Source organism: Pseudomonas sp. CFBP13508 (assembly GCF_005233515.1).
GTDB classification, from domain to species: Bacteria; Pseudomonadota; Gammaproteobacteria; order Pseudomonadales; family Pseudomonadaceae; genus Aquipseudomonas; species Aquipseudomonas mercuritolerans.
This window is the reverse complement of the sequence record NZ_QFZZ01000004.1, coordinates 344,426-355,656: the sequence shown is the minus strand read 5'-3', so window position 1 is coordinate 355,656 and position 11,231 is coordinate 344,426. Positions and strand designations below refer to the sequence as shown.

Sequence of the window (11,231 nt, the reverse complement as noted above, 5' to 3'; positions counted from 1 at the left end):
TTCGCGAGCAGGCTCGCTCCCACAGGAAGTCCCATGCTTCATAGGCGCTGTGTGAATCAATCAGGTCGGGTAGTTCGCCCGCAAGGCTTCGAGCCCGCCCTGGTAGATGCCATTGAACAACGCCACCACTTCTTCATCGCTCACGCCGAGCGCATTGAAGCGCCCCGACCACGTCACACGCGAGCCCTGCCCCTGGGCTTCAACCTTGATCGTCGCCAGATAATCGCTGGCCGGAAACGGTGCCTGTTCAATCGAATAGCTGTAGGTTTTTGCGGCGTTATCGAATGTCTGCAGACGTTCGACGACCACACCCCCGTCAGCAGTTTTCAGCGTGCGCACCCGCCCGCCTTCGCTCAGTTCACTGTTGGTAATCAATGGCAGCCAGTCCGGCAGCGTGTTGAAGCCGCCGATCAATTGCCAGACCTGATCGGCCGAGGCCGGGATGTCGATGGTTGCGGATGCTGTTGGCATAAAACCTCTCTTTCGGAAAATTCAGATAGTCAGGCTGTCGACCACACCGCCATCAACGCGCAACGCCGCGCCTGTGGTGGCCGAGGACAGCGGTGAAGCAATGTAAGTGACCAGATGCGCCACCTCCGCAACATCCGCTACGCGCTGGATGATCGAGGTCGGACGGGCCTTGCGCACAAAGGCGTCGGCTTCGTCGCGCAGGTCGCGCCCGGATTCGGCGGCCGCGTCCTTGAGCATGTCCTGCAGGCCATCGGTGAAAGTCGGCCCCGGCAGGATCGCATTGACCGTGACCCCGGTGCCAGCCAGACGTTTGGCCAGGCCGTGGGACACCGCGAGGTTGGCGCTTTTGGTCACGCCGTAATTGAGCATGTCAGCCGGCGTCGCCACGCCGGATTCCGATGACAGAAAGATCACCCGGCCCCAACCCTGCTCGACCATCGCCGGCACGTAATGCCGCGCCAGACGCACGCCGGAAATCACGTTGACCTCGTAGAAGCGCGTCCACTCGCTGTCGGGTGTCTCGAAGAAATCGACGTCGTTGAAGATGCCGAGGTTGTTGACCAGAATGTCCGCGCGCGGTTCGGCGGCGAAAAGCTTTTCCGCGCCCTCGGCCGTGCCCAGATCGGCGGTAAGACCACGCAACTGCGCGCGGGGCACCGCTTCGCGTATGCTCGCCAGCGCCTGCTCGACCTTGGCCGTGTCGCGACCGATGACCACCACCGTCGCCCCGGCTTCGGCCAACGACTGGCTGATGCCCAGACCGATGCCGCCGGTACTGCCGCTGACAATGGCCAGCTTTCCACTCAGATCGATCTTCATGCGTTTACCTCATTAGCAAGGAGTTCCACCGCGCTCGACTTTGGCGACGATTTCAGAAGCATGGATCAGCGTAGTTGCGATATTGCCGGCATGGTTGAGCTGCCGACCGGTGACGGGGATGTTGTTTGATCGACGATCCCCTGTGTCTGGCAGACCGTAGCCCCTCACCCTAGCCCTCTCCCGGGGGAGAGGGAACCGATTGGGAGATATTGGAGAGTATGTGCCATGCCAGACTTTCTCTGAATCCATAATCGCCTCTATCTTTCAGGTCGGCGGTTGACCCGGCACAACGCGGTCAGTCCCCTCTCCCTCCGGGAGAGGGCTAGGGTGAGGGGAATTTCGGAACAGATCAGATTTCCGTCAGACGAAGCAGACCATCGGCGCCGACCCTGACGCCGATCGCATCGTAACTGGCTAACGTCGCATGCGTCGTTTCGATCGGGTGCTGGTGCGTGGTGGTGATGATCATCAGTGCAGCGCCCGCCGCTTCCGCAGCCTGAATACCGACGGCAGCGTCCTCGAAAATCAGGCAATCCGCCGGCTCGACACCGAGCTTTTTCGCCGCCAGCAGATACCCCGCAGGATCAGGCTTGCCAGCCTTCACATCTTCCGCCGTGATCATCACCGCCGGCTGCGGAATCCCCGCCGCCGCCATCCGCCGCAACGCCAGATCGCGAGGCGCCGACGTCACCATGGCCCAACGATTTTTCGGCAGAGCGTTGAGAAAGGCTGCCGCCGCAGGAATCTCGACAATGCCTTCAACGTCATTGATTTCCGCTGCGGTGATGAACGCCGCCTGTTCCTCGGCATCCAGCCCCGGCAGATTCAGCCGGGTGATGGTGTCGATCGCCCGCGCGCCATGGATGGTCGGCAAAAACGTCTCGACATCAACGCCATGGCGCACCGCCCACGCTGACCAGATGCGCTCGGCGGCGGCGATGGAGTTGAGGACGGTGCCGTCCATGTCGAACAGGAACGCGCCGAACGCGCGATCAAAAACCGATGCATGTGCAGACAAGAGAGCAAATCCTCTGACAGTTGGCCGGGCAGGCTGGCCCGGCAATGTAGCACTTGTCAGTGCAACTGCGGGGCCTTGGATTTGAACGCACTTTCCACACAGTCGAGCAATTGACCTATCGCCCACGGCTTCTTGATGAAAGCCACCGAATGCTTGACCCCTGAGGTCTCAGGCGTTTCATAGCCGGACATGACCATCACCGGTTTTTCCGGCCAGCGATCGCCGAACAGATTGGCCAGGTCCGCGCCGTTAAGCGTGCCGGGCATGGTGATGTCGGTCAGCAGCAGCGCAACATCGGCTGCATGTTTTTCCAGATACAGTGAGGCGGCGTCGGCGCTGGTTTGCGGTTCGACCTTGAACCCTTCCTCCTGGAGAATTTCGCAGAGAAACTCCAGAATCAACGGATCGTCCTCGACAACCAGAATCAACCCGCCAGGAAGGTGCGCGCTCGACGTAGGTGTAGGGCACATGAACAGCACTCCCCCGAATTACATTTTTGATAAGCGGTTTGAATCCGCTGCTTATCAGGTATGAGCAGCGCGCCTTGTAGAAATTCACTTTTGATACAGCAGATTTCGCCAAGGTGTTGTTTTTCGAAGCGCAGCGCCCGTCGAAAACCTTCATTTGTGGTTAAAATGCCGGCCCTTTGAACGGCCGAACCGTAATCCATGAATCCTGAAGCCCTCGCCACCCTCCACGCCCACTTGCTGCCTGCACTGGCGGCGGCACCCAGCGAAACCCGTCGTTTGTTTCACGGGCGCGGACGCTGCTGGCCGGGGCTGGAGCAACTGACCGTGGACTGGTTGCAGGGTGTGGTGCTTGTGTCGCTGTTCAAGGAACCGGCGCCTGAGCAACTGCAGGATTTGCGGCATTCGCTGCTGCAACTCGCCGCCTCGCCCGAATGGCAGCAATCCGGCGCGCACACTTTGCTGATCCAGCACCGTTATCTGCCGCAAAGCACGGCCGAATGGCTGATCGGCGAGGAAATCGAGGAAATGACCATCATCGAAGGTGGCTTGCAGTTCCGCGTCGACTTGGGACGCAAGCAGAACACCGGGCTGTTTCTCGACATGCGCTACGGACGTAACTGGGTGCGCGAACAAGCGGCGGGCAAGCGGGTGTTGAATCTGTTCGCCTACACCTGCGGTTTTTCCGTAGCGGCAATCGAGGGCGGCGCCAGCCATGTGGTCAATCTCGACATGTCCCGCGCGGCCCTGAGCCGAGGTCGCGACAATCACCGTTTGAACGGCCACGACCTGAGCAAGGTCAGCTTTCTCGGCCACGACCTGTTCAAGTCCTGGGGCAAGGTGATCAACAGCGGCCCGTACGATCTGGTGATCATCGACCCGCCGTCGTTTCAGAAAGGCAGCTTTTTGCTGACCAAGGACTATCAACGAGTGTTGCGCCGCTTGCCGGAACTGCTAACCGCGCAAGGCACCGTGCTGGCGTGCATGAACGACCCGTCGTTCGGTTCCGACTTTCTGATTGATGGCGTGACCCAGGAAGCGCCGAGCCTGCGCTTCGAGCATCGGCTGGACAACCCGCCGGAGTTTCCCGATATCGATCCAGAGAGCGGCCTGAAAGCCCTGGTCTTCCAGCGCATCAGCTGAAACACCAGAAACCCCTCTGTGGGAGCGAGCCTGCTCGCGAAAGCGGCACATCAGACAAAAATTTGCTGACTGATACACCGCTATCGCAAGCAGGCTCACTCCCACACAAGTTCTGCGTTGATCAAAAAGCCGTCGGCCGCAGCACCAGCGCAAACAACTCACCATGCCCGGTGACATTGAGTTTGTGATAGAGATTGCGTCGATGCACTTTCACGGTCTCCGGCGAAATCCCCATCTGCTGGGCCATCGCCTTGCTGGAAAAGCCCTGCAGGATCAGGCGCGCCGTGTCGATCTCGCGTGCGGTCAGCCGGGCATCGAAACGGTCCAGCAGCGTCGCCAGATCACCCACCACCGCTTCGGCCACCGGCCCTTGCGGCGGCAGCAACTGCATGTGGCGATGCATCGCCGCCAATACCCAGTCACGAACGCACAACAGTCGGCCATGCTCGGCCATGCCAAACGCGCTCGAGCGGCCCAGGGACAAGCCGAGTACCGCGCCTTCGACGTTGATCAGAAACTGCAGTTCATCCTCGCCCACCACGGCACGAAAGTAGCTCTGGTAGTACTCGCTGTGCAGAAACTGGTCCGGCGCAACGGACGCCAGGCTATGCAGGCCGTCGCTGATCCCGCTGACGGCGGCTTGATAGAACGGATCGAGCAGGTACATGCCGGCGGTATAGCCGGCCAGCTCTTGCTGATCGTCGGCATAGCCCTTGCTGTCGAAGTCGATCAACAAATGCGGCGGCTGGCCGGCCTGCATCAGCGCGACGAGGGCATTGTCCAGCGGCACCAGCAGGCGCAGGGTGTCGACCAGCGCGCGCCAGAAACCGTCCTGCCCGAGGTGGGAAAATACCCGTGCCAGACTCTGATGCACCGGCAATTCCTGCAACAACGCGTCCACGCTCTACCCCTTTCGAGTAACCCATGATGGGAATGGGGCTGGTGTGACCGGCCCGTTAGCCTGACCACTCCAGTTCATCACCGGCCTGCGACAGGCCAGGAGTGCCGCATCATGCGTCGTCACCGTGGATCTATCAACCCGGGCCTGCTGGCCTGTTTTTGTCTCTCCTCGGCTGCCATGGCGGCAGACGTACCGAGCGTGCACGTCTACAACTGGTACGACTACATCGGGCCGAACACGCTGCATGATTTCCAGCGCGACAGCGGCATCCGGCCGGTGTACGACACCTTCGACAGCGCCGAAGTGCTCGAAGGCAAACTGATGACCAGCCGCAGCGGCTACGACGTTGTAGTGGCGAGCAACTTCAGCCTGCCGACCCTGATCAAGGCCGGCGCCCTCGCCCCGTTGCCTCGCGATCAACTGCCACGCTGGCAGAACCTCGACCCCGAGCTGCTGAAAAAACTCGCGGCCAATGATCCGGGCAATCAGTACGCCGTGCCTTACCTGTGGGGCACCAACGGCATCGGCTACAACGTCGACAAAGTCCGCACCGCGCTGGGTGACAAAGCGCCGGTGGATTCCTGGGAGTTGCTGTTCAACGAGGCCAATCTGGCCAAACTGGGCGAGTGCGGCGTGGCGATGCTCGATTCGCCGTCGGAAATGCTGCCGGTCGCCCTGCATTACCTGGGCTTGCCGCCGAACAGCACCGATCCCGAGGACTACAAAAAAGCCGAAGCACTGCTGCTCAAGCTGCGTCCGCACATCGCCTACTTCAACTCCTCGAAATTCATCAGCGATCTGTCCAACGGCAACATTTGCGTGGCGGTTGGCTGGTCCGGGGCGATGCTCGAAGCCAAGACCAACGCCGAGCAGGCCAATAACGGCGTAAAGATCGCCTACAGCCTGCCCAAGGAAGGCGCACCGGTGTGGTTCGACACTCTGGTGCTGCTCAAGGACGCCCCCAATCGCGCCCAAGGCCTGGCGTTTATCGATTACCTGCTGCGGCCCGAGGTAATCGCGCCGGTCAGTGATCACCTGTCGTACCCGAACGGCAATCGCGCCGCGACAGCGCTGGTGGCAGCAGCCACTCGCGACAACCCGGCGGTGTACCCGTCCCCTGCCGCCATGGCCACCCTCTACACCCTCGAACCCTTGCCCAAAGCCGTCGAACGCGTGCGTACGCGGGTGTGGAGCAAGGTCAAGAACGGCCAGTAACCCGCGCAAGAAATCTGCCTGCCTCATCCGAGCGGTAAGCCGCCCGACCTTTTGAATCAAGAGACTGAATCTTATGAATCCGCGTGCCCGTGATCTCGATATCCTCATTGGCCAGATGCAACCCGGCCCGCTCAACGCCATCACCGATGTGCCAGGCGTGCGCGTCGGTCACAGCAATGTACGCGGTCGCAGCAGCAGCGGCCGTGACATCTGCACTGGCGTCACGCTGATCGAGCCGCGCCCCGGCTCGACCAGCCAGCAACCGTGCTTTGCCGGCGTGCATGTACTCAATGGCAACGGTGATGCGACCGGCCTGGAATGGATTCGCGAGGCCGGTCTGCTGACCAGTCCGATTGCCTTTACCAACACCCACAGCCTGGGTGTGGTGCGGGATGCGCTGATTGTGCTGGACCGAGAGCAGCAGCCGGATGACGGGCGGCTTTACTGGAATATGCCGGTGGTGCTGGAGACCTTTGATGGACTGCTCAATGACATCAACGGCTTTCACGTCAAACCCGAGCATGTCGCCGAGGCACTGAACGGCGCCGTGGATGGGCCGGTAGTCGAAGGTGCGGTGGGCGGTGGCAGCGGCATGATCTGCCATGAGTTCAAGGGCGGTATCGGCACCGCATCGCGACGTTTGAGTGCTGCCCAAGGTGGCTGGACCGTTGGCGCGATCGTGCAGGCCAACCACGGTATTCGCAGTGAATTACGCGTCGATGGTTACCCGGTCGGGCGCTATATGGAACAGAAGGATTCACCGTTCCTGCGGGCAGCGCTGCCGCACCCGGGCATGGGCTCGATCGTCGTCTGCCTGGCGACTGATGCGCCGCTGCTGCCCCATCAATGCACGCGTCTGGCCCAGCGTGCCAGCCTGGGCCTGGCGCGTACCGGCGGCGGTAACGAAGACCACAGCGGCGACATCTTCATTGCCTTCGCCACTGGCAATGATCACGTCCCGCCTGCGGCTTACGAGGCTAAACGCGCAGCCACCTGCGACGGTTTGCGCATGGTCAACAACGACCACATCAGCGAGCTGTTCCTGGCCGCGACCGAAGCCGTTGAAGAAGCGATCATCAATGCCCTGCTCGCCAGCGACAGCAGCGAGGGCAACGGCCATTCGGTGCCGGGCCTGGATGCGCAAACGCTTTTGGCGGCACTGGCAAAATCGGGTTGGCCAGGGTCGCGCCCGGCGTGAACCGGCATTGTGCAAGGACGACTGGCGGTACTTGAGTCGTCCGTTGCACGCTCCTAGGATGAAGCTACGCGGTGACTGGATTGATCCGGCGCTGCGTAGGCGTGGGTGTTCTGAACCCCAATCAAGCCCACGCCTTGCTTCACACGCCTCTTGAGCCTCACGGGCTCTACTTCCTCCCCATCAAGAGCTTTGAGGCTCTTTTTTTGTCTGCGTATTTCAGTTCTCGGCGAGACCTTCGGCGCGAATCGAACGCCATGCCGCTTGCGCGAGCACTTCGCGATAGGCACTCGGGCTGCCTTTCACTCGCCCTGCCAGCCAGGCTCGGCAGTAGCTGTCCGCTTGGCCAATGATCAGCGATGGCAGCAGCTCGGCAGGCAAATCCTGAAGTTCGGCGGCGCGACCCGATTGCGTCAGCCATTGGCGCAGACGCAGGTTGCGCGTCTTGTTGCGCTCGGCCAGCTCGTCCTTGAACGGGCCTTTGGTCACGGCGAACCGCGCGTGGTACTGGAAACGCGCCCACTGCGGCTGTTGCTCGACCCAGTCGACATAGCTGAAGACCAGCGCCTGCACGCCTTTTTCAGTGGTATCGGCCGCGTCCAGATACGCATCACGCAAACGCGCCTGATCCTCCAGCGCGGTGAAAAACAGCGCCGCGACCAGCCCTTCCTTGTTGCCGAAATGGTGATAGATCGCGCCGACGCTGGTGTCGCATTCGGCGCGGATCATTTCGATGGTGGTGGCCTCGATCCCCTGTTCGTTGAACAGGCTCAGGGCCTTGTGAAAGATATCGCGTTTGAGTTCGGCGCGGCGGCCGGGGTAGCTGCGTTCCAATAGATCGGCGGTGTCCATGCTGCTGGGGTCCAAAAACGGTGGTTGATAAAGGGCGTCACGTGCCCGTGAACAAATCGCGCCTAGGTTGACAGATTTGCCGTGAACAGAATACCGTTCCGTTACAGAACATTATTCTGTAACGGAACATCATTCTGCAAACTACCCAGCGAGGCTTCCCATGAGTCAATCTCTCAGCATGTTCAACAGCGTCGGCCCGGATGCATTCAGCAAAATGGCCTGCCAGTTCGCCCCGTACTTCAGCAGCATCAATCCGCTGATTTCCGAGTTGCGCCCGAATGCCGCCACCGTGCACGTGCCGTTTCGCAAGGAAATCACCAACCACCTCGGCACGGTGCACGCGATCGCCATGTGCAACGCGGCAGAACTGGCCGGCGGAATGATGACCGACGTGTCGATCCCGGCCGGCGCGCGCTGGATTCCCAAAGGCATGACCGTGGAATATCTGGCCAAGGCGAAGACCGACGTCACCGCTGTGGCCAGCGCTGAAGGTGTGGATTGGCAAAGCGATGGCGACAAGGTAGTCAACGTCGACATTCACGATTGCGAGGGTAAAAAAGTCTTCACCGCGCGTATCACCATGAACGTCAAGCTCGGTTGAGAAGCAGGCACAAAAAAGCCCTTGCTGGGGAATATGCAGCAAGGGCTTTCTGTCGGTGGGCTCAGTGCAAGGTCAGGCGCTGACGGACAAACTCTTCTACCTGGCGGCTGGTCTGGTCCAGATGGCGGTCGCGTTGTTTTTCCGCATCGAGCATCGCACGCTTGCCGTTCTTCTGCAGCAGATAGGTGTGAATCTGCTGCACTTCCAGCGAGCGATAGATCGGCGTGGTGTCGATGAACCCGCGCAGGCCGTTGCTGCGGTAATGCCGCGTACTCATCAGCACCTGGGTTTCGCGCTGGCCGATCACTTCAAAACCCAGTGCCTCGAAATACGGTACCTTGCCAATGCTGCAGGCCAGTTCCGCATGCGGGTAGCGCCCGACCATGTCCGCGAGCATCGCCCGCGCCACACCCTGACGCCGATGACCTTCACGCACCGCCATGTACGCGACGCTGCACGCCTCCCAATCGCCCTGCACCGGTAGACAGATGAGAAATCCGATGACTTGCTCCGGGTCTTCTTCGTTTGTGGCCACCAGCAATTCCACCTCGGTGCCCTTCTGGCCGTTCAACGCCTCGAGATACAGATGCACCTCATAACCGACCGCGTACTGATAAACGTTGTACAGCAGATTGCTCGGGCCGAGGCCGACCGCACTGATGTCGGTCAGGTAATCGACGACCATTTGCAGGATCTGGCTGTTGACGCTTTCCGGGCATGGGGAGGTGTAGTGGGTGATGCGTGGCATGGGCAAACTCCGGCGATAAAAAACGTTGCCGATGATCAGAGCCGTCGACGAACCGCGACATCATACCGTGCCGGATCTATTGAACCGTCACTGTTGTGGCGCCACCACCCTGAATTTGATGTTGATGTCCCTCGACACCACGCTGTCAGCCCACTCTCCTGCGCCGAGGCCGAACTCCTCACGGTTGAGCACCAGTTCACCGTCGAAGATGCCGATGGCGTTGTCCGGTTTCAACTCCACCGGCACCTCGACCTCGCGAGTGATGCCCTTGAGCGTGAGCTGACCGGCGACCTGGTAACGATGCTCGGCCACCTGGGTGAAACGTCGGGACTCGAATACCGCGAGCGGGAATTTTTCAGTATCGAACCAGGCGGGTTTCACCAGCTCGGTATTGGCGTCTTCGCTGCCGGCGTCAATGCTGCTCAGGTCGATATGCAAGGTGGTGCGGGCGTTGGCAAGGTTTTCGGTATCTAAATCCAGAGCCGCCTCGAACTTGCCGAAAGTGCCATACATTCGCGAGCCCATCTGCTGGTAGGTGAAGCTGATCTGGCTGGCGCTGGTGTTGACCCGGTTATATTCAGCCGCCTGCGCACCGGCCATGACGCACGAGGTAAACGCGGCAACCAGCAGCAATCGCAACGTCATGGAATTCTCCGGGCGGCGTGTGTCATCGAGGGCCTTGGTTGACTTAAGCAAACAGCAGAGCGTTATGCCAGTTCACGCTCACGCACAGGGGATTCAATCATCTCGGCGCTGCGCGATTGAACCGAACGCTGCTTGGTCCCCCTGCGCAAATGGTGACGCAATTTCAGCGCTGGGCGCTCGACGCAGTAATACGTCACACCACTGCAGGCAAATGACAACGCCAGCACTGCTCCGACAACGTTGGCGTCATACGCGACGGGCCAAAAACCTCGCAATAGATACATCACCACAAAGTGGTTGAGAAACACGCCATAACTGATGTTGCCCAGGAACTCGTCCATCCGATGGAACTTGAGTCTGGTCAACAGGTAGACCAAAGGAATGCCCACGGCGATACCGAGAGTGACTTCGGCATTGAAGGGACGACGCTCGATCCATCCGAGCATGATCGCCACAAACAGCAGTCCCGCCGCAACGGCTGTGCCGGTGACAACGACCAGTGCTCTGATATTGCGTTGGTACAGATAGCAGCCACACAGGAAGATGAACAACACTCCCGGCAGCAAACGATATCCATAGATATCGGTATTGATAAAGCCAAGGCACGCCAGCAGAAAAATCCCGACCGATACCGCAAAGGCAACACCCTGCGCTTTGAAAATCAGCAGAAACGGGATCAGCAGATAAAAACTCATTTCCAGCCCCAGCGACCAGCCCGGTGGCAGGATCTCGGTCCCGCCGACGCCGAACATGTAATAACCGAGCGGTAACATCAGCAGGCTGGTGGACAAGGTTTTCAATGTCAGCTCGGCCGCTTGGGGTGTACCGGGCAACAGGAGATAAACAACCAAACACGAGGCGACGAAGTAGACCAGAAATTGCGGATACAGCCTTAGCGCCCTATCGACATAGAACAAACCGATCTTCCTCGGCTCGGGGTAGTTTCGCTCGATCAGCGAGGTCATCACGAATCCGCTGATGATCAGGAACGAAATGACGGCGATCACGCCAGGGTTGAGCCCAGCGAAGGTTTTGCCCATATGAGATATAGCAACCAGTACGGCCAACAGCAGTCGATAAGCTCCCACTTCAACCCTCGTAATGTCCTTATTGTTGTGGGCGCATACGCTACGATGCTTTTGTGCGGCAGAACAGT

Annotated in this window: 13 protein-coding genes; 4 read left to right on the top strand and 9 right to left on the bottom strand. The window is 60.0% G+C overall.

Going from position 1 to position 11,231, the window contains the following annotated elements; translation table 11 throughout:
- Positions 1 to 60: 60 nt before the first annotated feature.
- From PspCFBP13508_RS13805 to PspCFBP13508_RS13790, 4 genes are all read right to left on the bottom strand, one after another.
- A complete protein-coding gene (locus tag PspCFBP13508_RS13805) occupies positions 61 to 471 on the bottom strand; it encodes an SRPBCC family protein (RefSeq protein WP_137214825.1) in 411 nt (136 codons plus the stop codon).
- 21 nt (positions 472 to 492) lie between these two features.
- Complete coding sequence (locus PspCFBP13508_RS13800; RefSeq protein ID WP_137214824.1) at positions 493 to 1,290, bottom strand: SDR family oxidoreductase; 798 nt, start codon at positions 1,288 to 1,290, stop codon at positions 493 to 495.
- A gap of 349 nt (positions 1,291 to 1,639) precedes the next feature.
- Positions 1,640 to 2,308, bottom strand: a complete 669-nt coding sequence (locus PspCFBP13508_RS13795; RefSeq protein WP_137214823.1) for an HAD-IA family hydrolase — start codon at positions 2,306 to 2,308, stop codon at positions 1,640 to 1,642.
- 56 nt (positions 2,309 to 2,364) lie between these two features.
- Positions 2,365 to 2,778, bottom strand: a complete 414-nt coding sequence (locus PspCFBP13508_RS13790; protein WP_016775233.1) for a response regulator — start codon at positions 2,776 to 2,778, stop codon at positions 2,365 to 2,367.
- 198 nt (positions 2,779 to 2,976) lie between these two features.
- On the opposite strand from PspCFBP13508_RS13790, the gene PspCFBP13508_RS13785 reads away from it, so the two are divergent.
- The gene (locus tag PspCFBP13508_RS13785; RefSeq protein ID WP_137214822.1) at positions 2,977 to 3,918 is read left to right on the top strand and encodes a class I SAM-dependent methyltransferase; all 942 of its coding nucleotides are present in this window, start codon (positions 2,977 to 2,979) and stop codon (positions 3,916 to 3,918) included.
- A 121-nt stretch (positions 3,919 to 4,039) separates the two neighbouring features.
- Here the strand turns inward: PspCFBP13508_RS13785 and PspCFBP13508_RS13780 are convergent, their stop codons facing one another.
- The gene (locus tag PspCFBP13508_RS13780; protein WP_137214821.1) at positions 4,040 to 4,819 is read right to left on the bottom strand and encodes a helix-turn-helix transcriptional regulator; all 780 of its coding nucleotides are present in this window, start codon (positions 4,817 to 4,819) and stop codon (positions 4,040 to 4,042) included.
- Between the two features lie 111 nt (positions 4,820 to 4,930).
- Between PspCFBP13508_RS13780 and PspCFBP13508_RS13775 the strand changes: the two genes are divergently transcribed.
- Both PspCFBP13508_RS13775 and PspCFBP13508_RS13770 read left to right on the top strand, forming a co-directional pair.
- Positions 4,931 to 6,034, top strand: a complete 1,104-nt coding sequence (locus PspCFBP13508_RS13775) for a polyamine ABC transporter substrate-binding protein (RefSeq protein WP_137214820.1) — start codon at positions 4,931 to 4,933, stop codon at positions 6,032 to 6,034.
- 73 nt (positions 6,035 to 6,107) lie between these two features.
- The gene (locus tag PspCFBP13508_RS13770; protein ID WP_137214819.1) at positions 6,108 to 7,232 is read left to right on the top strand and encodes a P1 family peptidase; all 1,125 of its coding nucleotides are present in this window, start codon (positions 6,108 to 6,110) and stop codon (positions 7,230 to 7,232) included.
- A gap of 216 nt (positions 7,233 to 7,448) precedes the next feature.
- Here the strand turns inward: PspCFBP13508_RS13770 and PspCFBP13508_RS13765 are convergent, their stop codons facing one another.
- Positions 7,449 to 8,081 carry a TetR/AcrR family transcriptional regulator gene (locus PspCFBP13508_RS13765; protein WP_137214818.1) on the bottom strand — a complete coding sequence of 211 codons (633 nt, stop codon included), beginning with the start codon at positions 8,079 to 8,081 and terminating at the stop codon, positions 7,449 to 7,451.
- A 160-nt stretch (positions 8,082 to 8,241) separates the two neighbouring features.
- On the opposite strand from PspCFBP13508_RS13765, the gene PspCFBP13508_RS13760 reads away from it, so the two are divergent.
- Positions 8,242 to 8,682: a hotdog fold domain-containing protein gene (locus PspCFBP13508_RS13760; RefSeq protein ID WP_137214817.1), complete on the top strand. Its 441-nt coding sequence runs from the start codon at positions 8,242 to 8,244 to the stop codon at positions 8,680 to 8,682.
- A 61-nt stretch (positions 8,683 to 8,743) separates the two neighbouring features.
- On the opposite strand, the gene PspCFBP13508_RS13755 is transcribed toward PspCFBP13508_RS13760, so the two are convergent.
- From PspCFBP13508_RS13755 to PspCFBP13508_RS13745, 3 genes are all read right to left on the bottom strand, one after another.
- On the bottom strand, positions 8,744 to 9,430 hold the full coding sequence (locus tag PspCFBP13508_RS13755; RefSeq protein ID WP_137214816.1) for a GNAT family N-acetyltransferase: 687 nt from the start codon (positions 9,428 to 9,430) through the stop codon (positions 8,744 to 8,746).
- Between the two features lie 87 nt (positions 9,431 to 9,517).
- Positions 9,518 to 10,075, bottom strand: a complete 558-nt coding sequence (locus PspCFBP13508_RS13750; RefSeq protein WP_137214815.1) for a YceI family protein — start codon at positions 10,073 to 10,075, stop codon at positions 9,518 to 9,520.
- A 62-nt stretch (positions 10,076 to 10,137) separates the two neighbouring features.
- Positions 10,138 to 11,163, bottom strand: coding sequence for an acyltransferase (locus tag PspCFBP13508_RS13745; RefSeq protein ID WP_137214814.1), 1,026 nt, complete (start codon positions 11,161 to 11,163; stop codon positions 10,138 to 10,140).
- Between the last annotated feature and the right edge of the window lie 68 nt (positions 11,164 to 11,231).